The organism is Robertmurraya dakarensis, assembly GCF_900156875.1.
Classification (GTDB): Bacteria; Bacillota; Bacilli; order Bacillales; family Cytobacillaceae; genus Robertmurraya; species Robertmurraya dakarensis.
This window is the reverse complement of record NZ_LT707408.1, coordinates 717,563-738,129: the sequence shown is the minus strand read 5'-3', so window position 1 is coordinate 738,129 and position 20,567 is coordinate 717,563. Positions and strand designations below refer to the sequence as shown.

Here is a 20,567-nt window from a genome sequence, read left to right as displayed (position 1 = left end):
GCCGCTAACTTCAAAGCTAAGCTTTTAAAAGTCCGCTCGACTTGCATGTATTAGGCACGCCGCCAGCGTTCGTCCTGAGCCAGGATCAAACTCTCCAAAAAAGAGTAAGATTAGCTCTTAAATAAATTTAAAATTAAAACTAGTCCAGTTTCGGCTCCTAACTCTTCGGTCGTTTCGATCCGTCCATTCAAATCCAAAAACAGGATTTGTATAGCCGGCTCTCCAACGCCTCTCAGAGTTGAACAGTCGCCTCCACTATCTATTGTTGACGTTTCTGCTTTGTTTAGTTTTCAAAGAACTATTTTTCACTTGTTTCTCACAAGCGACTTTTATTAATTTAACACATGGTATTTTGCATGTCAACAACTAGTATAAAAAATAATCCGCCGTATTAAAGGGTCTGGTTAACCACAACGACGGATTTAAATATATCAATTATAAAAGTAAAGGTCAATCAGTATATTAGTTTATCGTTTTGGAAGCATGTAATATCGATGATAAACTCCTTCTCCTTTAGTTTTTGCTACCTTCACTTCAATAATCCCTCTATCAATTAAATACTCTAATAATACAGTTAAATCCACAGCATACTCACGTATTTCCTTGTGGTTTATCAGTTCATCAATTGACCAATATTCTTTTTCTTGTAATATGTCTCTTAAATGACTAATCCCTGCCATCGTTCTTGAATGTATAAGAAATTCGCTAGCCAAGAATAAAAGTTCCAGTCTTTCTTTGATTGTTTCTTCACTGTTTATTAGCTCTTCGTAAAGTTTATAGACTTCAGGTTCAATTTGTTTCACTTGATTCCACACTGTAACTTCCGGATGAAATCCATTCTCGATGATCGATAATCTGGCAAGATGATGCAGCGAATGGATCACATGATTATATGCATCCAAATACTGCTGATTTTGAAAAAAGGACTTTCCATCCAAATATCTTCTGATTAGCTTCGCAAACTCAATTCCCATTTTAAGTTTACGTCCATAAAACGGGAACTCCTTTAACTCAGCCTTTAAACGAGTAATATATTCATTTCGATCAAAAATAATCTTCCCATTATATAACCAATCAAAAATCTTCTTATTCGTTCCAAGTAATAGCCATTGTTTTAGCTTGTTCTCATCTACAACATGCAAGGCGGCAATTTTATCTTGATAGGTGTAATGTTTAATAAATACAGGTTGTTCAGCCTCTTTTACAATTAATAACAACACTGTATCAAACATATCCGTAGATGGTACGGCATGGTGCCTTTTTTCAACAATTATTGCACCTAATGTATTCGGATGACTTGCCCTCTCTTGATATATAGGACGAAGAATGTCTTCCATCGTCATTCCCCCATTAATTTATTAGCTAATATCTTCGACAAAATTCTTTGATATCCTGCTGACATTTTTCGACACACTTCTTTCATTATATATTTATCTTAAGGAAAATGTTATGATATAGTTATGTTTTTAGAGGGGGAAAAGTATGGCGAAGTATTCTAGTAAAATTAATAAAATTAGAACATTTGCACTTAGTTTAATTTTTATCGGCTTCTTTGTTATGTATCTTGGCATTTTCTTTAGAGAGTCCGCCATTTTAATGACCCTTTTTATGCTGCTTGGGTTACTTAGTATCGTCGCTAGCACGGTCGTTTACTTTTGGATTGGAATGCTCTCAACCAGAACCGTACAGGTTATTTGCCCAAACTGTCAGAAACCGACAAAAGTATTAGGCCGCGTAGATATATGCATGTATTGTAATGAACCGCTGACTCTTGATCCCACTTTAGAAGGCAAAGAGTTTGATGAAAAGTATAATCGCGCCAGCCATAATGAAAAATCTATTAAAAGATAAACCAACTCAGCACATGCAGAGTTGGTTTTTTTACATAAAAAAACTGACAACCAGTCTTACGGCTATCAGTTAATTTTATGTGATTCTTAATGAGCTTCCTTACTGGCGCAGTCTGGACATGTTCCGTACACTTCCATCCGGTGATGACTGACATTAAACCCCGTGACATGAGCAGCAAGTTGTTCCACTTCATCTAACCCCGGGTAATGGAAGTCAACGATTTTCCCGCATTTTTCACAAATAACATGATAATGATTTGTGGTGATAAAATCAAATCGACTCGAGGCATCCCCATATGTTAGTTCTTTTACAAGACCAACCTCACGAAATACTCTTAGATTGTTATAAACTGTAGCCACACTCATATTAGGAAACTTTCCCTCTAACGCCTTGTAAATATCATCAGCAGTTGGGTGTGACATTGAGTTAATTAAATATTCAAGTATCGCATGACGTTGTGGAGTTATGCGAACCCCAGTTTCTTTTAAGGTATCAAGTGCTTCTTTTAAATCGCTATGTGACACCGCCATGCACCTCTCTTCTAGTAAATATTCTTATTTTATAATGTTTATAAATAGTGTATCAACAATTATCTATATTTGTCAATATTTCGACCACACTTATATGGTTAAATAAATCTAATGAACTCTTATTAAAACAGGCTTTTTAGAGAATATCCTCTTTAGTATATGTATGTATTTCACATTGAAATATTTCAGAACAATGGTAAATAATTCATTAATCAATACAAAGATTCTTCCTAAAGAAAAAAGCAAGCCGGATGAATCGGCTTGCAAGAAAAAATGTGTCTGAGGAGGTATGCCCTAATATAAAGTATTCAATACTTGTTTAAGTGAATGGACGTGAGCACAAGAACTGCAAAATAGGCTATAAATTTATTCGCTTTTTCCTGATTTTCACAGAGCTTCTTTGATGCTCGATAATACTTCTTCAACATGTCCCTTTACTTTTACTTTCCGCCATTCCCTAATAACTTTCCCTTCCTCATTTATTAAGAAGGTAGATCGTTCAATCCCCATATACTCCTTGCCAAAGTTCTTTTTAAGTTTCCAGACCTCGTACTTTTCCGCTGCTTCATGTGTCTCATCTGCTAATAATAAAAACGGCAGACCGTGCTTTTCAATGAATTTTGTATGACGATCCACTGGGTCAGGACTAATTCCCAAAATAACAGTATTTACCTCTTCAAACCCTTTATATTGATCACGAAAATCACACGCTTCTGTTGTGCATCCTGGAGTCATATCTTTCGGATAAAAAAATAAAACCACTTTTTTTCCTTTGTAGTCCGATAATTTCACAGTTTGTCCATTGCTGGCAGCCAGCTCAAAATCGGGTGCTAGTTCACCTGTTGTAATAGCCACGGTAAATCCCTCCATAAATCTTCTATAATATATAAGCCTATCCCAATTACATTGTAAAAACAACTAATCTGAACATCATAAACCATTGCTCTCGCTGCTAAAATCACTACCTACATTTCTCTATCCAAAACAGTTCTAGCTACAAAAGCTGCTGGTATCGTATAGCCGATTAACGCCTCAGAAACAGCGATGAACCTGCCAATTCCTACCGGAGCTATCTCTCCATATCCCACGGAAAACAGAGTGACAGCGCTAAAATATAAACCTGTCTCCAATCTTTCAAAAAAATTATTACCTAAAGATTCATAACTATAATTTAACACCGGTAAGCCATTCAATTCCAATAAGAGGTACATTAACCCGAAGCCGATCATCACTGTAGCGTATATAGTGGCTAAAAACAGAAAATTTTCAAAAGAAACTCGGGTGCCTCTTATTTTGCTCGGAGTAAACAAAAGGCGCATACTGCTCATTATGCATATAACAATTAAAACTATCGAGGCGTAAAAAACCATCTTCTCTCCTCACTTCTGATCAATTGTCTTTACTATTTATACGTTGTTATACGATCCCTAGAACTGCTTGTCTATCTTTGTATACAAACTCCAAAAAAACACCATGCTCCTTTGAACATTTTCAGTAAGAAAAGTGCTAATATATATGAATGGGAGGAATAACCAACCTCACAACATATATCTTTAGTTGCGATGGCAACCATAAGTTTTTAGGAGGATTTTCATGCAATTTACTAATTCAGAACGTTTGCACGAGGAAGCGTTAGAATACATAGTGGGTGGAGTAAATAGCCCATCAAGGTCCTATAAAGCAGTTGGCGGAGGAGCACCTATTGCCATGGAACGTGCAAAAGGCGCCTATTTTTATGATGTTGACGGAAATCAGTATATAGACTTTTTAGCCGCTTACGGTCCAATTATCACAGGTCATGCTCATCCCCACATTACAGAAGCTATAAAAAAAGCTGCTGAATCTGGAGTTTTATACGGAACCCCTACTCCACATGAAGTAACTTTTGCAAAAATGCTAAGAGAGGCAATGCCTAATCTTGAGAAGGTCCGTTTTGTCAACTCTGGTACTGAAGCTGTTATGACAACGATTCGGGTTGCACGCGCATATACCGGCAGAGACAAAATCATTAAATTTGCCGGCTGCTATCATGGCCATTCAGACCTCGTCCTTGTTGCAGCTGGTTCAGGACCTTCAACACTAGGTACTCCAGATTCTGCAGGAGTTCCGAAGAGTATAGCTCAGGAAGTCATTACTGTACCGTTTAATGACATTGAACCATTTAAAGAAGCGCTGGAAAAATGGGGAGACGAAGTCGCTGCAGTTCTTGTAGAACCGATTGTTGGAAACTTTGGTATTGTTGAACCAAAACCTGGTTTCTTACAACAGGTTAACAATTTAACTCATGCTGCCGGGGCACTTGTCATTTATGACGAGGTAATAACAGCATTTCGATTTATGTACGGAGGTGCCCAAGATTTACTAGGGGTGCAGCCAGACCTCACCGCAATGGGTAAGATAATCGGAGGAGGACTGCCGATTGGTGCCTACGGAGGAAAACGAGAAATCATGGAAAATGTTGCTCCTCTTGGTCCTGCCTATCAAGCTGGAACAATGGCAGGGAACCCAGCTTCCATCTTAGCAGGAATTGCTTGTCTAGAAGTTCTAAAACAAAATGGAGTTTATGAGTATTTGGATCGTTTAGGTGCCCTTCTTGAAGAAGGTATCCAAAATGCTGCTCTGAAACATAAAATTCCAATTACAATAAACCGCTTAAAAGGTGCTCTCACTGTTTATTTTACAAGCGAAAAGGTTGTAAACTATGAGCAAGCAGAAAATACAAACGGAGAAATGTTCGCTAAATTCTTCAAACTTATGCTCAGTCAAGGCATTAACCTCGCCCCTTCTAAATATGAAGCATGGTTTATCACAATTGCTCATACTGAAGAAGATATCGAGGCGGCCATACAAGCGGTTAATTATGCATTTGAAACAATGAGCAATGAATAAAATGCCTGTTAAAATGTGATAATTATTCATTTTTTATGCATACAAGAGCCATATCCTGGCTCTTTTTTTATACTTCATTAAAGTGAAAGCGTTTACAGTTAAGGGTTTCGGATTTCTTATTAATATTCTAATTATAAAAAACTATCCAATTATTTGCATAAATAATTGATTTCTGAAAATTCATATGATAATATACAAATATTATTTGACACTTTTTTTACCTTTCTTTTATTTTCAGGAAATTGCCCTTTATCTTACAAAACTCTACAGTAACTCGTCTAGAAAACTGCAGGTTTTGTCCTTGGTTGATTACCATTCATGAAATTCCACTATTTATTAAACCCAAAGTTTAAGTAAATAAAAGAATCAGATTTTTATAGGAGGTGAACGGCTGTTAGAGTACGTCTTTGATAGCCAACTGTATGACACAACAATGGAGCCCTTCAAATTTCCAGGAGTTTTACCGACAAGAGCATGATGCATGTGGAATTGTTTCTTCCATGGAGAAAACAAACACTCCTACTCGTGAAAATATTTTCAATTGTATTAATGCCCTTGTTACGATGAACCACCGTGCCGGATTTATTAACGGTGAAGGTGATGGGGTCGGTATTCATATTGATATTCCAAAAGTACTCTGGAAAGAAAAATTAAAAAATGCTGGATGTAATCCTGAACTCGTTGACCATGAAGGCTTTGCCGTCGCGCATATCTTTATTAATAGACAAGAAAACCCTCAATCTATTAAAAACGAATTGATGGAAAAACTACAAAACTCAAATCTTAAGATTCTATTCGAAACCGATGAAGTTACAAATTCTTCAGCACTTGGACCAATTGCTATCCAGGAAAATCCTGTTTTTTGGCAAGTCGCTCTACTAAGTGACATCACCGGGCAAGCTCTTTCCCAAAAGTTATTTCAATTAATAATTGAGATCGAAAAGAATGATTTTGTTCATGTTGCATCATTAAGTCAGTATCATGCCGTATACAAAGTAATGGGTGCTGGAGATATCCTGCCAAAATATTACCAAGACCTAGCAAGTCCTCTTGTCGCTTCAACTATGACATTAGGCCATAACCGTTATTCTACGAATACGCTCTCAAGCTTTAATCGTGTACAACCGTTTAGCGTTCTTGGACATAATGGTGAGATCAATACGATCGCTAAACTTCGTGATGAAGCAAAGATGATTGGGGTTCCGCTTGTAAAAGACGGAAGTGATTCACAAGATTTAAGCAGAACAATCGAAACATTAATCTGCCGGGATGGTTATTCTTTATTTGAAGCATTAGACTTGCTTTTCCCGCCAATTATCAACGAAATAAAAGCATATCCTCCACATCTCCAAGATTTGTACAGCTATATGCGAGAAGCATGGGGACATTTCGCGCAGGGTCCAGCTGGTATCGTTTCCCGTTTTGGGGATGAGGCTGTCTTCAGTGTCGATGCCCTTGGTCTTCGCCCATTATGGATACTCGAAACTGAAAGTTCTTACTTATTTTCATCTGAACCAGGAATTATTCCTTCAAGCGAGTATGTAAACGAACCAAAACCACTGGCTCCTGGTGAAAAAGTAGGATTAAAGTGGGACGGTAATGTACTAAAGTTATATGAACAAGATGAGTACCAAGCTGTTGTATATGAAAGGTTTTCTCAAAAGGTAGACCTGCGAGGCGCAAAAGACCGCCTTTCCGTTCCAAAAATGGCAAAGACAGTAACAGTCAGCTACCCAAATAAAGTTCATAACGGTCAATATAATGCATTTGGCTGGGAAAGAGATCATATTCAACTAATCGAACAAATGGCTGAAAAAGGAGTAGAACCAATCCGGTCCTTAGGACATGACGCTCCACTTGCAGCAATTAATCCAAACCGCAAGAATATCGCAGATTTTATCAAAGAAAGCGTGGCTGTAGTAACAAATCCAGCGATTGATCGTGACCGTGAAACAGAACATTTCTCCACCCGCACAATCATTGGTAAGCGTCCTTCTTTATTTCATAAACAGTCATCTAATGGAATCGTTGAATTAACAACACCATTATTAATTGAAGGTGCAGCCGGCTATGAAGTATCGGAAGAACTGCAACAGCCAAGCTATGATCAATTAACAAACTTTTACCAAAAAGAACAATTAATCACCTACTTGTCTGCTGTTTTCAGCAGAGAAGAAACCATTCAAGAAGCATTAGACCGATTGCAAAAGGAAGCTGTCGCAGCTGTTAAAGATGGAAAAACGCTGATTGTTTTAGACGATAGTACAGCACATAAAAATGAACAGTACTGGATCGATCCTCTGCTAGTAACGTCTGCTATACATCAAGTATTAGTTAAGGAGGAACTTCGTAGAGATTGTTCCATTCTATTACGTTCTGCTGCCATTAGATCCTTACATGATATTATTCTTTCATTTGGACTTGGTGCAGATTTAATCAGCCCATATTTCATGTTTATGACTGTCTTAGATGAGTCTGCAAAACCATTAGTTAATTTACATTCAGCTCTAACAAAAGGGTTAGAAAAAGTGATCTCAACCATTGGTATTCATGAGCTTCGCGGATATGGAAGATTATTCTCCAGCATTGGTTTAAATGAAGAAGTAGCAAATGTCCTAAACATTGTGAATTTCTTCGGTTCTTCTGAGCTTGGATTTAATTTTGCTTCAATGAAGGAGGATGCTGTCGCAAGAGCTGCAGACTATCATAACGAGAAAGGCAGAGTAGGTAAATCATTCAACCTCTTCCCTCGTATCTGGAAAGCCATTGGCGACGTTGCTTCAAGCGGCGATTATAGTGCATATAAAGAGAAAATAAGTGAACAAGAGGAACAAAATCCAACAACAATCCGTCATTTAACAGGGTTGAAACCTGCAAAAAAGGCGCTTTCAGGCAAGGATGTTGATTTAAGTGTTGGTGAACACAGCCTGCCATTTGTTATTTCATCCATGTCATTTGGTTCGCAAAATGAAATTGCTTTTAGAGCTTATGCCGAAGGAGCAGACCGCTTAAATATGGTCAGTCTTAACGGTGAAGGCGGAGAAATTAAAGATATGCTTGGCAAATATCCACGCACACGCGGCCAGCAGGTTGCATCAGGACGTTTCGGGGTAAACGCGGAGCTTCTTAATTCTTCTAATTTGCTAGAAATTAAGATCGGTCAAGGGGCAAAACCTGGAGAAGGCGGACATTTACCAGGTTCTAAAGTTACAGAAAAGATCGCTGAAGCTCGTAACGCAACCATTGGATCTGATTTAATTTCACCATCAAATAACCATGATATATACTCAATTGAAGATCTGGCGCAGATGATTCATGAACTGAAGACAGCAAACGACAAAGCAAAAGTATCTGTGAAAGTACCAGTAGTTCCAAATATCGGAACAATCGCTGTTGGAATCGCAAAAGCAGGTGCTGACATTATCACACTCAGCGGTTTCGATGGAGGAACTGGTGCTGCTAGAATCCACGCATTGCAGTATGTAGGTCTTCCAGTAGAAATCGGTGTCAAAGCAGCGCATAACGCCTTACTTGAAGCTGGCCTAAGAGATCATGTCGAGCTTTGGGCAGACGGCGGGCTAAAGAGTGCGTTGGATGTCATAAAAGTTATGCTGCTTGGTGCTAACCGTGTAGGATTCGGGACACTTTCAATGATTGCAATTGGCTGCACAACATGCCGCGGCTGTCATTTGGATACTTGTCATGTTGGAATTGCAACTCAGATTGAGTCTGAAGCTCAAGCAAAGGAACATGGTTTAAGAAGATTTGTACCAAGACAGCTTGATCTCGCTGTCCAAGGGATCATGAATTTATTCACTGCATTTGGAGATGAGTTAAAAGAACTTACAGCTTCACTTGGTTTCAATAATTTACAAGATATCGTTGGCCGTTCTGACTTATTGCAGCAAATCAAAGGACACGATCAATTAGATTTAACTTACTTGCTGAAGACTCTAGATATTGGTTTATTCAGCCATCAAGAGGCAGCTGCTGCTTCTGAAACAGCTCAATTACAGGTGGCAGTAGGCGCTGAGTTCCTAGATGCCAGCGTGGATGAACTACATCAATCACGAGAATTCCATAGTATTACATCAGAACAAAGAGTTCTAGGGAGCCGCGTATCTTGTCACCGTGTTCGCGGAAGACTTGATGGTTCTTATAGGAACCTCCCTCCTGTTCAGCTCAAATACAAAGCTGGTTCTATTCCTGGTAATGGTTTAGGAGCTTACAACAGCGACGGAATTCAAATCGAGGTTAACGGCGGTGCACAAGATGGTACTGGTAAGACATCCGTTGGAGGTCAAATCTTAATTTTTAAATCTCAAGGCAAAGATGGTAAGTTCTATAACGGATCAGTTGGGAAAGGATTCGGCTATGGTGCACAACACGGTTTACTTGTCGCACAAGGAAATGCAGACGCGCGTGCAGGAATACGCTTATCTGGTGCAGACATGATTATCGGAGGTCAATTGCAAAGACCAATCCCTGAGAGAGAGTATGGAAACATTGGATCGAGAGCTAATATTAAGGGATTTGCATTTGAATACATGACAAATGGACGCGGTTTAGTATTAGGCGACCCAGGACCTTGGATTTGCGCAGGTATGACTGGCGGTGTAATTTATGTAAGACAACAGCCTGAAATGGGCTTAACAAAGGAAGCTATTCAAAGAAGAATTGCTAAAGGAGCAAAAGTCAATCTTTCTTCATTGGACGACACCGGCTTCAAGGACATCGCTGAACTTCTTGGACAGTATATTGATATGTTAAAAGCTCAAGGTCAGGAAGAAGAGGCGAATAAATTAGCAGTACTTCTGCAAGAACCACAAAAACATTTTGTGAAGATCGTACCTGTCAAAGAACAGGCAGATCCATCCGTTTCTACAGAATAATGTATATCGTTGTAGGCGTCCGCTTATGGTAAGCGGACGTTTTTTGTATTCTTTTCCTTTGTATATAGTTGGAAATGATTCAATAAAAAGACACAGATAATATTCTTGTTAATAGCAACTAAATGGTTTAAAGTATGGTAAGTATGAATAGACATAACATTGTCAATTTGTTTAATAAGAAAGTCAGGAAAGGAAAATTTAACATATGAAGTTTGGTGCCCGCATATTAAAAACGGGAATTGCAATTATCTTATCTTTATTACTTGCAGAGTTACTCACTCTCCCTTCCCCTGTATTTGCTGCCATTGCTGCTGTCTTTGCTATACAGCCAACCATATACCGATCATACTTATCAATTGTTGAACAGCTGCAGGGAAATATTATTGGAGCTGTCATTGCAGTTGTGTTTGTCTTACTGCTCGGTAACGAAATAATCATTATTGGATTAGCAGCCATTATTGTCATAGCGATTCACCTAAAATTGAAATTAGGGAATGCCATTTCTTTGTCCCTTGTTACATTGATCGCCATTATGGTTACGCCTGGAGACGAGTTTATTGAGTTTGCCCTCGTTCGTTTTTCAACCATTATGTTAGGAGTGCTATCGGCATTTGCTGTTAATTTGGTGTTCCTGCCGCCTAAATATGAGAAAAAATTATTTCTTAGGATTTCCACTACCACGGAAGAAATCTCAAAGTGGATTCGAATGAACACGAGACACGCTTCTGAACATACGCTTTTAAAAAATGATATAGGTAAGTTAAAAGATGAAATCATTAAGCTCGACCAGCTTTATTTATTATACAAAGAGGAACGTAATTACTTTAAAAAATCTACTAGTGTAAAGGCAAGGAAACTTGTTATCTATCGGCAAATGATTTCAACAACAAAAAGAACGATCGAGATTTTAAAAAGACTTCATCGATTTGAAAATGAGTTATCTCAGCTTCCGGATGAATTTCAAACAGAGATTGCGCAACAGCTGAACAACATGATTGACCGCCACGAGCAAATTATGCTCAAGTTCATCGGAAAGGTTAAACCTCAGACCGCGAAAGAGGACGGCCCATATTATATCGATCGTAAAGAGTTATTCCAATTATTCTTATCTCAGCAAAGAGCGGTAGATAACGAGATCGCTTTTTATCACATTATGCAGATTATCTCTTCTATCATTGAATACGATGAATATTTAGACCATTTGGATGTATTGGTAACTAGTTTCAAATCTTTTCATAAAAATGAAAACGAAGTAAGTATAGAGGAACCTCTTCAAGAGTAAAAAAACCATAAAAAAATAAAAAATTACAGGCAGTTATCAACTCCTGTAATTTTTTATTTGCTGGCTTCTATTCTTCCACTAATGCTCAAGCTGTTGAATTTGGAATAGTTTATAATAGTTTCCTTGCTTAGCCATTAATTCTTCATGACTTCCAATTTCTATCACTTTTCCATTGTCGATGACAACAATTCGATCCACGTTAGTAATCGTTGATAAGCGATGTGCGACAATAAACGTGGTCCTATCTTTAGCCAATTTTTCAATTGCCTCTTGAATTAAATGCTCGCTTTCTAAGTCTAGCGCAGATGTTGCTTCATCCAATATAAGAATTGGGGGATTCTTAATAAATACACGGGCTATCGCGACTCTCTGTTTTTGGCCGCCTGATAATTTTACGCCTCTTTCTCCTACCTTTGTGTCATACCCTTCTGGTAAATTCATAATAAAATCGTGGGCATTGGCTGCCTTTGCTGCATCGATTATTTCCTCTTCAGTCGCATCAGATTTTCCGATAAGGATATTTGACTTTACTGATTCACTAAAAAGAATATTGTCCTGCAAAACCATGCCGATATTATCCCTTAATGACCGAACCTTAAATGTACGTATATCCGTACCGTCGAGTAAAATCGCCCCTTCCGTAACATCATAGAACCTTGGAATAAGACTAACCAGCGAAGACTTTCCTCCACCACTCATTCCAACAAGTGCGATTGTCTCTCCTTGTTTTACATCAAGTGAGATATTTTTTAATACTTCTTCTTCCTTTTCGTCATAAGAGAAGCTTACATTTTTAAATTCAATATGCCCTTTCACATTTTCACAAAAGATAGCATTCGGAGAATCATCTATATCATATTTCTCATCAACAAATTCGAATACTCTATCCATGGATGCGATCGACTGAGTCAATGTCGTTGAGCTGTTAACCAATCTTCTTAACGGATTGTACAAACGATCAATGTATGCAATAAATGCTGCCATCTCACCAATTGATAAATTCTCGTTAATAACCTGATAACCCGAGAACCCAATCACGAGCAGCGGTGCAATATCTGTAATGGTATTAACCACCGCAAAAGCTTTCGCATTCCATTTCGTATGATCAATTGCCTTATCTAAGAAGTTTGAATTCGTTTGATCAAAGCGTTTTTGTTCCTTATCCTCAATCGCAAAGCTTTTAATGACTGACATCCCTTGAACACGTTCATGCAAATAACTTTGGACCTCGGCCAGTGCCTGTGAACGCTTTCTCGTCAACTTTCTAAGATTCCCAAAAAAGTACTTGATTGAAAAGGCATAGAACGGAAATAACAGAATCGAAACAATGGTCAAGGTCACATCCATCGTCATCATAATGATTATCGCAATCACAATGGTTGCAACATCCAGCCACAGATTCATCAGACCCGTAATAATAAATGATTTGGTTTGCTCTACATCATTTATAACACGTGAGATCACTTCCCCTGCCTTTGTATTGGAATAGTACTTAAAGCTAAGTTTTTGTACATGCGTGAACAGTTTATCACGAATATCGTACAGAATTTTACTTGCCGTCCACTGGGCGAAATATTGCCGGTAATATTCAACAGGGGGACGGACAACGATAAAGATGACAACCATAATCCCCATAATAAGAATAAGCTGTCCTTGCTTTTCCTCAACTGACAGCGTATTGTTTCCTACAATATCGTCCAATACATACTTAATCAGCAAAGGAATTAATAGGGGAATCGCAAATTTAATAATCCCTATTAAAATCGTTCCAATGATTTGAAGCCGATATGGTTTTACAAACCGCATATATCTACGTATACTATCCAAGATCGTTCCCCCTTGGTGCTAAGAAAAAGCAAAAGCGCAGGGCTTAGGTATTTCTATATAAAAAAACAAGCCTGTTAAAGCAAATAAACAGGCTTCCTTTTAAGCACATTTCTGACTATTAGCGTCTGTAAGTTAGGTATCTTTCGTACCATATATCGATAAAATCTGCAGCAAAAGGTCCTTTTCTTTGACGAATCCAGCGAATCAGCTTATCGACATTGTCCTTTAATATTCGATCAATAACCTCTGGATATTTCATTTCTTGTCGGTGACGTTCATATTCATCTTCATCCAAAAGGTTAAAGGTCATGTCTGGGAATACCTTAATATCGAGGTCATAGTCGATATATTTTAAAGCCTCCCCGTCAAAAATAAATGGAGAGCTCAAATTACAATAGTAATAAATACCATCTTCTCGTATCATCCCAATGATATTAAACCAAAGTTGTGAATGGAAATAAACGATTGCCGGCTCTCTGGTCACCCACGTTCTTCCATCAGATTCAGTCACGATCGTTCGGTCATTTCCGCCAATCACTAAGTTCTGCGTCCCTTTTAATACAGTCGTTTCCTCCCAGACACGATGGATGTGCCCATTATGTTTATAACTATGTATTTGTATCGGTTCACCTTCCACGGGTACGCCCATATATTTTTCCCTACTTTCATATTCCGAACGCTTTATAACCTAATCTCGCCTAGCCAAAAGCCTGTCCCATTGCTAGACTAAAAACCAATAATCTCCTCGAAAATATACCGTTTTCTTCTTTTGCTCAAAAAGACATATTATTTAGTAAGGTCACAAAGTACAATTCCTATTTATTTTCCGCACAAACAGATAAGTTGTTTACCTATTTAAAAGCATCTTACTTACTATTATAACGGTTATACACAGAATTTAAAACAAAGAAGCCACCGAAATATTCAGTGACTTCACAATATATGCAATTAAACAGATGCACCGACACTTTGATACGATTGAATCAGTTCTTCCGTTTGCTTCTCAAAAATTTGATGGATCTCTCGTAACTCCTCTTTCATCTTATGTATGTCCAGTTGAACGCTTTCTAATTTTGCTTCTTGCTGAAGGGTTTTGAGCTCATTCTCAATTTGCTGACATCTTTCTATCTCCGCTTGCAAAAATAATAACTTCTCCATCGTCTCCATCTGTTCATTAACTAAACGGTTAAAATCGTTCACGTCATGCCACCGCCCTTTTGTTTATTCACTCTAATACTATTCGTGAACAATCGCCCCTTTCCTTTGACTATTTATGTAAAGAATATGAAAGTTTTGTCGAACTGAGAGGCGGAAGCACCTGTTAAGCGGCGTATGGACAGGATAACAAGAAAAAGATGCTCTTTTCGATTGAAAGAGCATCTTTTTCTTGTTTATTTAGTTTTAGCTCTGTTGCTGACCGCCAAATTGTCCACCAGAGTTCTGAGCTTTTCTAGCTTCTGCTTGTTGGTTTTGTTGTCTTACCTCTTGAGCATTTGTTTCGCTAGCGAACTCAGTACCAAATTGACCTTGACCGCCTTGAGCTGACTGTGCATTTTGTTGACGCACTTGTTCAATGTTTGTACCAGCTGAAGTTCTGTTTGGTTGTTTTGCCACTGTTATCACCTCCACGCATATTAATTTGTCCAGACCAAGTAGAAACTATCCACTTTTTTTGAAAAATTAATATTGCGTTAAAAAGAAAGATTAAACTAGCAGCGAAATCCCCCCATCCACAATAATCGTTTGCCCTCTAATCATATTAGATTCATCACTCAATAAGAACATTACTGCATTAACCATATCTTCAATTTCTACCATCTTCCCAGCCGGTGTCTTCTCTTTAGCTTCAGCCAGCAGCTCATCTCTATTAGGAAAATGCTTGAGCGCCTCAGTATCGACAGCTCCGCCAGAAACGGCATTAACAATAATACTTTTCTCCGCTAATTCCACTGCCAGGTAACGAGTTAATGCCTCGAGCGCAGCTTTTGAGACACCAACCGCAGTATAGTTTTCCAGGTAACGGATTGCACCTAAAGAACTGATACTGACAATTTTTCCACCGCCATTTTTCTCCATTAGTTTAGCTGCTTCTTGTGCGCAAAATAAGAGTGCTTTACTATTAATATTCATTGTCCAATCCCAATGACTTTCTTCAAGCTCCATAACGGGCCGCTGCACACCGGATGCTGCGTTATTCACGAAGATATCCAGACGTCCATAGACCTCATTTATTTCTTGGAACATTTTCTTAATTTTTTCAACGTCCCCCACATTCGCTTTAATGACTAACGCTTGTCTTCCTAAAGCTTCAATTTCTTGCGCTGTTTCTAAAGCACCCTTCTTACTTCTAGCATAATTAATTACAATATCGTACCCTTCCTTTGCTAAACGAATTGCAGTAGCCTTTCCGATCCCTCTACTGCTTCCTGTTATCAAAGCGACTTTTTGTGTCATAATATACTTCCTTCCTCTATAAGCTTTTTCTTCATATGTAGTTAATATCAACCAAATAATATAGTCTTTATTTTAGACCGTGAATGTATAGATATCAATTAAGATTCTAACACTAACCTTGAGAAATTGAATGAAAAGAGGAATCAATATGTACGTAGGAAGAGATATGACAGAGCTTTCAATGATGTCAAAGGCAGATTGGAAAGACAGTGAATTAGCCTTTTTCCATCATTCACTTCAGCAAATTATGCCCTATCTAAATGCGGAGGGGCAGACTATTCATAGAGAAATTATTGAAGAAATAGAAAATCGGGGCGGTTTAAAACGCCAAGAATCCGATTATACACATGGCACAGAGGTAACATACGACTAGTTACAGTATATATTAAAAGAAGACACCTGCTTATTTGGTGTCTTCCTTGATCAAGTAGTACTTCTTCATCATATTTTGGTGTGATACCGGAAATGGAAATTCATGAATCTCATCCTCTGAGACAATCTTTAAATCAGGCTGCTCTTCTAAAGGATGCAAAAGCTTCCCTTCATAAACATGGATATCCCAAATCAAATGTGAAAAAACATGATCTATTTTCCCCAGCAACTTCCCAACTTTAACGTCCACTCCCAATAGTTGTTTGAAATTCTCTTGCAGCTGACTCTTTTCACTTTTAAAAGGCAAAGAAATTTCAAAGTTTGGAAACTCCCATAAGTTCGCTAATAATCCTTCTCCAGGTCGCTTATGAATAACCGTCTTTCCATTTTCATCTTTAATAATAAGGGCCGCGAGCACAACTTTCCTTTGCTTTTTCGCTTTCGTTTTAATAGGGAGTTCTTTTTGTGAGCCTTCATGAAAAGCATGACAGTAGTCTCGGACAGGACACAGCAGGCATGCAGGCGAAGTTGGCGTACAAATAAGAGCACCAAGCTCCATTAATGCTTGATTAAAATAAGATGGGTTATTCTCTGAAATTAATTCTCGAACAGCTTTTTCAAATACTTTTCGGCTAGAAGGCTTAGCAATATCCTCCCATATGGATAAGATCCTTGAAAGAACCCGCATCACGTTTCCGTCAACCGCGGGTTCAGGAATACCGTATGCAATCGATAAAACTGCCCCAGCTGTGTAAGGACCTACTCCTTTAAGAGAAGAGATTTCTTCTAATGTATCCGGGACTTTACCACCGTACTTTTCATGTACTTCCCTCACAGCAGTTTGCAGATTACGGACTCTTGAATAATACCCCAAACCTTCCCAGGCTTTTAGTACTTTCTCTTCCTCGGCTTGTGACAATGTTTCTATATTTGGGAACTGTTCGATAAATCGATTAAAATACGGAATTACCGTATCAACCCTTGTCTGTTGGAGCATAATTTCAGAAACCCAAATTTTATACGGATCTTTATCCTTTCTCCAAGGCAAATCACGCATTTCTTCAGAAAACCAATCAATTAAATCCCTCTGAAAAGAGTTTTTATCGAAATTTTTAAGATTTTTTAATGAATTTGTCATTATGCACCTCCTGTTGTAAATCATAAACATAAAGAAAATAGGAAAAATAAAATGTGGTCGCAATAAACCATTGGTGACAATCGTTTATAAATACGTAACAAAAATATTGTATATCAGCCATTTTTGAAAAATAATTTATGTTAAAATAAAGGTATAAAATCCCTTCAAAAGGAGGTTCTTCCTTTGGACACAGGTACCCATATTGTCATGGGGCTTGCACTAGGGGGTCTCGCTACTTTAGACCCTGTTGTTTCTTCGAATGCAGCCACCGCTACAAGTGTCATGATTGGCACAATTATTGGTTCTCAGGCTCCAGATATCGATACAGTGCTTAAATTAAAGAACAATGCTGTTTATATAAGAAATCATAGAGGAATTACTCATTCTATCCCTGCCGTTATTCTTTGGCCGCTCTTAATTGTTGGAGTATTGTCTCAATTCTTCCCAGAGGCAAACCTTCTGCATTTGTGGATTTGGACATTTATTGCTGTTTTTCTTCATGTCTTTGTAGATATATTCAATGGGTATGGAACACAAGCATTGCGTCCCTTTTCTTCTAAATGGATTGCTTTAGGAGTTATTAACACATTCGACCCTTATATCTTTGGACTGCACGTAATTGGGTTAATTATCTGGGCAATTGGGATTGACCCCGGATACACATTTCTAACGATCTACGTAATTCTCGTTGCCTATTACATCGTAAGATTTAATACACAGCGGAAGGTACTAAAAGAAGTAAGAAGTTTAATTCCTGATGCAACAGATATTATTATATCTCCAACGATGAAATTTCACCAATGGAGAATTGCAGTAATGAACAGACACCAATTTTTTGTAGGAAGAGCTCATGATAATCAAGTCCAAATTCTAGATCAATTCAATCGTGTCAAAGTTCCTGATTCTCCTGTTATTGATGCTGCTAAGAACGATAAAAATCTTTCTGCTTTTTTATCATTTTCACCTGTATACAGATGGGAAGTTGATGAATACGATGATTATTTTGAAGTCCGCTTCATAGATTTACGTTACCGAAGCAATGATTATTATCCATTCATTGCAGTCGTACAGCTTGATCTGGAACTAAATATTAAGTCATCCTATACCGGCTGGATCTTCAGTGAAGAAAAACTACGCAAAAAGCTTGATATCGTTCCAAATTAACGAATATAAAAAAAAAGCGATGCTACCAGTGACATCGCTTTTTTAATTTAATGTTTTCGGATCCTGCTCAAGTAAATGCTTGTATTTTGGATTAGTTGCTAGAAATTCATGTAATTTTTCCCCATAATTTTCAATCCATTGCCTTACTACCTTTTCGGTCATTTCGCTGCCTTTATAGTCTCTGCCAGCCTTCGCCCGTGTTGTTTCAAAGTCATCCCATAATAACTCTATCCATGTTTGAGCTTGACCGTATGATAAATAATCGTTTTTTTCTAACAATAGCTCCACTAGTTTTTGATGATGTTCTCTCATTTTTTTACCCCTTCTTTGCCAATTTTTTTATTTAGCGTAAATAACGTTTCTAATCACCAATTACGTTCATACTATTAGTACGTGATTAACACGGTACTTCCTTGTTTTTCACGGTTTTTGAAGTCTTTTCAGGGAGGCTGTCTCTATGCGGAATAAAGTAACGAATTTCCCCAATCAAAATAACAATAAATTAGAGGGCGAACCTCGAGCAAAAGCTGAGTATGCGTCGAGAAGAGCAGACGGTACGATCAATACTCATCCACAGGAAAGAATGCGAGCTTCAACTAATAGAGAGTCAGATACTTCAGAACTATTTTAACAATGGTTTTGGTGGTTACTAAATTTTAAATCGTTCCACAGTATTAGAACTATTAGGAGGCGAATGATGATGGGAAACTCAAAAAAATTCTTTGATAAAAATCCCTACTCAAGTCCGTTTACGTCACCAAACTATCGACCTAAGCACGCGCACTCCCAAGTAAATGGTGAAACAAAAGAAACTCAGGACATCATTATTCTCCACCATCAAATCAGAAAAAACTCATAGTCACACTGCTAAACAGCGGCCAGGACACTATTGTCCTGGCTGCATTTTTTTTAGCATTGAAATTGGCAGGGCTTCTTCTTCCTTATTTCCTCCAACCCGATGTCCCCACGCAAACACACCGTTTAAATAATCTATTTTAAAATATGAACCAGGATCTCCATCAATTTCATATACTTCTTCTGGCTTGAAATCCTCAGGGGTTAGTAAGTACGCTTTTGCCATAATTGCTTTTCGTTCCAATACAGCATATTCATTAACCATTCCCATTTGTTCCGCTTTCCTAGCTTTTTCATTAAGCTGCGCTATTTCCTGCTGCAATTCATGTCGGGTCATTTCACTATATCTTTTTTCCATGCGTACGTTCACCTCAGGGTCTATTCAGTATAATTCCAGTATAATAAATGTCATGATATTAATAAAGAACAATGCACTGTTCAGGCATCATTTTGGGTATTTAAGAATTCCTCAATGCTTTCGATAGAGAACCCCTTTCGAAAAAGGAATTGTTTCATTTTTTGTTTATATTCGTACGAGCTCAGTCCCGCGTATTTTCGATTGGCTTTTTCGGCCTGGAATTTCAACGCATCTAATTCTTCAGCATGATGATGATTGTTATTAAATTTTTCTAAAGCGGCTGAAATAATGTCTAAAGGAAATCCTTTTCTAATTAAATGCTGCTCTGTCTTTTGCTTTAATATACGTTGCGAATCTTTACTATGTTTTTTTGTGAATTTCCCACATAATTCTACCGCTTTTTCTACTTGCATATCGTATGGATACTCATTTAAAGAAGCTGAAATAAGATCCTCGTGAATACCCAACTCCAAAAGCTCTCTTCTAATTAGATCAATCCCTTTATCCGTTGTATTCATTTGTGTTCTAACATAGGCATATGCGTATTCTTCATCATTTAAAAACTGATAGTCGTTAAGTTTGTGAACCACCTCTTGAATAATCGGGACATCCACTTCTTTTTCAGCTAAATATCTTTTAACTTCAGTTTCTGATCTCATCTTTCTGGATAAAAATCGGATTGCCATATGATAAGCTTTTCTGACATCATCTTGATAATGTATTTCTGTTAATGATAAATCATCCAGTTCCATTCCTTTTTTTAGTTGGAATTTAACCAGGACATCTCCATCAACACTAAAAGCATACTCTTCACCATTTCCATAATCCATGAAAATATTATAGCGATCTTTATTTTTCTTTTGTGTGGTGATTTTCGTAATTACAGTCATCTTCCTCCACCTCATTACTAATGTAACATAAATATTTTTGAGCAGAATATGCTTGTGGTTTTTTT

21 protein-coding genes are annotated in these 20,567 nt (G+C 37.8%); 8 read left to right on the top strand and 13 right to left on the bottom strand.

Annotated elements, in window-relative coordinates; all coding sequences use genetic code 11:
- Window positions 1-467: 467 nt before the first annotated feature.
- Window positions 468-1,337: a nucleotidyltransferase-like protein gene (locus CZ487_RS04770; protein WP_077211027.1), complete on the bottom strand. Its 870-nt coding sequence runs from the start codon at window positions 1,335-1,337 to the stop codon at window positions 468-470.
- Between the two features lie 145 nt (window positions 1,338-1,482).
- Here CZ487_RS04770 and CZ487_RS04765 point away from each other — a divergent pair, with 145 nt between their 5' ends.
- Window positions 1,483-1,851 (top strand): YgzB family protein, encoded by a 369-nt coding sequence (locus tag CZ487_RS04765; protein ID WP_077211026.1) that lies wholly within the window; start codon window positions 1,483-1,485, stop codon window positions 1,849-1,851.
- An 86-nt stretch (window positions 1,852-1,937) separates the two neighbouring features.
- Here the strand turns inward: CZ487_RS04765 and perR are convergent, their stop codons facing one another.
- From perR to CZ487_RS04750, 3 genes are all read right to left on the bottom strand, one after another.
- Window positions 1,938-2,381 carry a peroxide-responsive transcriptional repressor PerR gene (gene perR / locus CZ487_RS04760; RefSeq protein WP_077211025.1) on the bottom strand — a complete coding sequence of 148 codons (444 nt, stop codon included), beginning with the start codon at window positions 2,379-2,381 and terminating at the stop codon, window positions 1,938-1,940.
- Between the two features lie 387 nt (window positions 2,382-2,768).
- On the bottom strand, window positions 2,769-3,236 hold the full coding sequence (gene bcp / locus CZ487_RS04755; protein ID WP_077211024.1) for a thioredoxin-dependent thiol peroxidase: 468 nt from the start codon (window positions 3,234-3,236) through the stop codon (window positions 2,769-2,771).
- Window positions 3,237-3,346: 110 nt separating this feature from the next.
- Window positions 3,347-3,751, bottom strand: a complete 405-nt coding sequence (locus tag CZ487_RS04750; protein WP_077211023.1) for an ion channel — start codon at window positions 3,749-3,751, stop codon at window positions 3,347-3,349.
- Between the two features lie 223 nt (window positions 3,752-3,974).
- Between CZ487_RS04750 and CZ487_RS04745 the strand changes: the two genes are divergently transcribed.
- The 3 genes from CZ487_RS04745 to CZ487_RS04735 all read left to right on the top strand — a co-directional run bounded on the left by CZ487_RS04745 (window position 3,975) and on the right by CZ487_RS04735 (window position 11,444).
- The gene (locus CZ487_RS04745; RefSeq protein ID WP_077211022.1) at window positions 3,975-5,270 is read left to right on the top strand and encodes a glutamate-1-semialdehyde 2,1-aminomutase; all 1,296 of its coding nucleotides are present in this window, start codon (window positions 3,975-3,977) and stop codon (window positions 5,268-5,270) included.
- Window positions 5,271-5,692: 422 nt separating this feature from the next.
- Complete coding sequence (locus CZ487_RS04740; RefSeq protein WP_077211859.1) at window positions 5,693-10,162, top strand: glutamate synthase-related protein; 4,470 nt, start codon at window positions 5,693-5,695, stop codon at window positions 10,160-10,162.
- Window positions 10,163-10,367: 205 nt separating this feature from the next.
- Entirely contained in the window at window positions 10,368-11,444 is a 1,077-nt protein-coding gene (locus CZ487_RS04735) for an FUSC family protein (RefSeq protein ID WP_077211021.1), read from the top strand.
- 78 nt (window positions 11,445-11,522) lie between these two features.
- Here CZ487_RS04735 and CZ487_RS04730 read toward each other — a convergent pair whose 3' ends face one another.
- The 5 genes from CZ487_RS04730 to fabL all read right to left on the bottom strand — a co-directional run bounded on the left by CZ487_RS04730 (window position 11,523) and on the right by fabL (window position 15,725).
- Window positions 11,523-13,271 carry an ABC transporter ATP-binding protein gene (locus tag CZ487_RS04730; RefSeq protein ID WP_077211020.1) on the bottom strand — a complete coding sequence of 583 codons (1,749 nt, stop codon included), beginning with the start codon at window positions 13,269-13,271 and terminating at the stop codon, window positions 11,523-11,525.
- Window positions 13,272-13,389: 118 nt separating this feature from the next.
- A complete protein-coding gene (gene ntdP / locus CZ487_RS04725; protein WP_077211019.1) occupies window positions 13,390-13,920 on the bottom strand; it encodes a nucleoside tri-diphosphate phosphatase in 531 nt (176 codons plus the stop codon).
- A 299-nt stretch (window positions 13,921-14,219) separates the two neighbouring features.
- The gene (locus CZ487_RS04720) at window positions 14,220-14,471 is read right to left on the bottom strand and encodes a YgaB family protein (protein ID WP_077211018.1); all 252 of its coding nucleotides are present in this window, start codon (window positions 14,469-14,471) and stop codon (window positions 14,220-14,222) included.
- Window positions 14,472-14,672: 201 nt separating this feature from the next.
- Entirely contained in the window at window positions 14,673-14,885 is a 213-nt protein-coding gene (locus CZ487_RS04715; protein WP_077211017.1) for a gamma-type small acid-soluble spore protein, read from the bottom strand.
- 90 nt (window positions 14,886-14,975) lie between these two features.
- Entirely contained in the window at window positions 14,976-15,725 is a 750-nt protein-coding gene (gene fabL / locus CZ487_RS04710; protein ID WP_077211016.1) for an enoyl-[acyl-carrier-protein] reductase FabL, read from the bottom strand.
- 148 nt (window positions 15,726-15,873) lie between these two features.
- Here fabL and CZ487_RS04705 point away from each other — a divergent pair, with 148 nt between their 5' ends.
- Window positions 15,874-16,098: a hypothetical protein gene (locus CZ487_RS04705; RefSeq protein ID WP_077211015.1), complete on the top strand. Its 225-nt coding sequence runs from the start codon at window positions 15,874-15,876 to the stop codon at window positions 16,096-16,098.
- Between the two features lie 30 nt (window positions 16,099-16,128).
- On the opposite strand, the gene mutY is transcribed toward CZ487_RS04705, so the two are convergent.
- Window positions 16,129-17,235 (bottom strand): A/G-specific adenine glycosylase, encoded by a 1,107-nt coding sequence (mutY, locus tag CZ487_RS04700; RefSeq protein WP_077211014.1) that lies wholly within the window; start codon window positions 17,233-17,235, stop codon window positions 16,129-16,131.
- A gap of 183 nt (window positions 17,236-17,418) precedes the next feature.
- On the opposite strand from mutY, the gene CZ487_RS04695 reads away from it, so the two are divergent.
- Complete coding sequence (locus CZ487_RS04695; protein ID WP_077211013.1) at window positions 17,419-18,399, top strand: metal-dependent hydrolase; 981 nt, start codon at window positions 17,419-17,421, stop codon at window positions 18,397-18,399.
- Window positions 18,400-18,441: 42 nt separating this feature from the next.
- Here the strand turns inward: CZ487_RS04695 and CZ487_RS04690 are convergent, their stop codons facing one another.
- Entirely contained in the window at window positions 18,442-18,711 is a 270-nt protein-coding gene (locus CZ487_RS04690) for a YfhJ family protein (RefSeq protein WP_077211012.1), read from the bottom strand.
- Between the two features lie 145 nt (window positions 18,712-18,856).
- Here CZ487_RS04690 and CZ487_RS04685 point away from each other — a divergent pair, with 145 nt between their 5' ends.
- Window positions 18,857-19,030 (top strand): small, acid-soluble spore protein K, encoded by a 174-nt coding sequence (locus CZ487_RS04685; protein WP_077211011.1) that lies wholly within the window; start codon window positions 18,857-18,859, stop codon window positions 19,028-19,030.
- Between the two features lie 69 nt (window positions 19,031-19,099).
- On the top strand, window positions 19,100-19,258 hold the full coding sequence (locus CZ487_RS04680; RefSeq protein ID WP_077211858.1) for a YpzG family protein: 159 nt from the start codon (window positions 19,100-19,102) through the stop codon (window positions 19,256-19,258).
- 27 nt (window positions 19,259-19,285) lie between these two features.
- On the opposite strand, the gene CZ487_RS04675 is transcribed toward CZ487_RS04680, so the two are convergent.
- Together CZ487_RS04675 and recX are read right to left on the bottom strand one after the other, a co-directional pair.
- Entirely contained in the window at window positions 19,286-19,612 is a 327-nt protein-coding gene (locus tag CZ487_RS04675) for a YfhH family protein (protein ID WP_077211010.1), read from the bottom strand.
- 80 nt (window positions 19,613-19,692) lie between these two features.
- Entirely contained in the window at window positions 19,693-20,502 is an 810-nt protein-coding gene (recX, locus tag CZ487_RS04670; protein ID WP_077211009.1) for a recombination regulator RecX, read from the bottom strand.
- Window positions 20,503-20,567: the final 65 nt, after the last annotated feature.

Excerpts from the sequence above, each read along its gene's own strand:
- CZ487_RS04680 (WP_077211858.1), top strand. The coding sequence starts at position 19,100 with ATGGGAAACTCAAAAAAATTCTTTGATAAAAATCCCTACTCAAGTCCG.
- mutY (WP_077211014.1), bottom strand. The coding sequence starts at position 17,235 with ATGACAAATTCATTAAAAAATCTTAAAAATTTCGATAAAAACTCTTTT.
- fabL (WP_077211016.1), bottom strand. The coding sequence starts at position 15,725 with ATGACACAAAAAGTCGCTTTGATAACAGGAAGCAGTAGAGGGATCGGA.
- CZ487_RS04705 (WP_077211015.1), top strand. The coding sequence starts at position 15,874 with ATGTACGTAGGAAGAGATATGACAGAGCTTTCAATGATGTCAAAGGCA.
- CZ487_RS04765 (WP_077211026.1), top strand. The coding sequence starts at position 1,483 with ATGGCGAAGTATTCTAGTAAAATTAATAAAATTAGAACATTTGCACTT.
- perR (WP_077211025.1), bottom strand. The coding sequence starts at position 2,381 with ATGGCGGTGTCACATAGCGATTTAAAAGAAGCACTTGATACCTTAAAA.
- CZ487_RS04690 (WP_077211012.1), bottom strand. The coding sequence starts at position 18,711 with ATGAGAGAACATCATCAAAAACTAGTGGAGCTATTGTTAGAAAAAAAC.
- CZ487_RS04735 (WP_077211021.1), top strand. The coding sequence starts at position 10,368 with ATGAAGTTTGGTGCCCGCATATTAAAAACGGGAATTGCAATTATCTTA.
- CZ487_RS04740 (WP_077211859.1), top strand. The coding sequence starts at position 5,693 with ATGACACAACAATGGAGCCCTTCAAATTTCCAGGAGTTTTACCGACAA.
- CZ487_RS04745 (WP_077211022.1), top strand. The coding sequence starts at position 3,975 with ATGCAATTTACTAATTCAGAACGTTTGCACGAGGAAGCGTTAGAATAC.
- CZ487_RS04770 (WP_077211027.1), bottom strand. The coding sequence starts at position 1,337 with ATGGAAGACATTCTTCGTCCTATATATCAAGAGAGGGCAAGTCATCCG.
- recX (WP_077211009.1), bottom strand. The coding sequence starts at position 20,502 with ATGACTGTAATTACGAAAATCACCACACAAAAGAAAAATAAAGATCGC.
- CZ487_RS04685 (WP_077211011.1), top strand. The coding sequence starts at position 18,857 with ATGCGGAATAAAGTAACGAATTTCCCCAATCAAAATAACAATAAATTA.
- CZ487_RS04675 (WP_077211010.1), bottom strand. The coding sequence starts at position 19,612 with ATGGAAAAAAGATATAGTGAAATGACCCGACATGAATTGCAGCAGGAA.
- CZ487_RS04750 (WP_077211023.1), bottom strand. The coding sequence starts at position 3,751 with ATGGTTTTTTACGCCTCGATAGTTTTAATTGTTATATGCATAATGAGC.
- ntdP (WP_077211019.1), bottom strand. The coding sequence starts at position 13,920 with ATGGGCGTACCCGTGGAAGGTGAACCGATACAAATACATAGTTATAAA.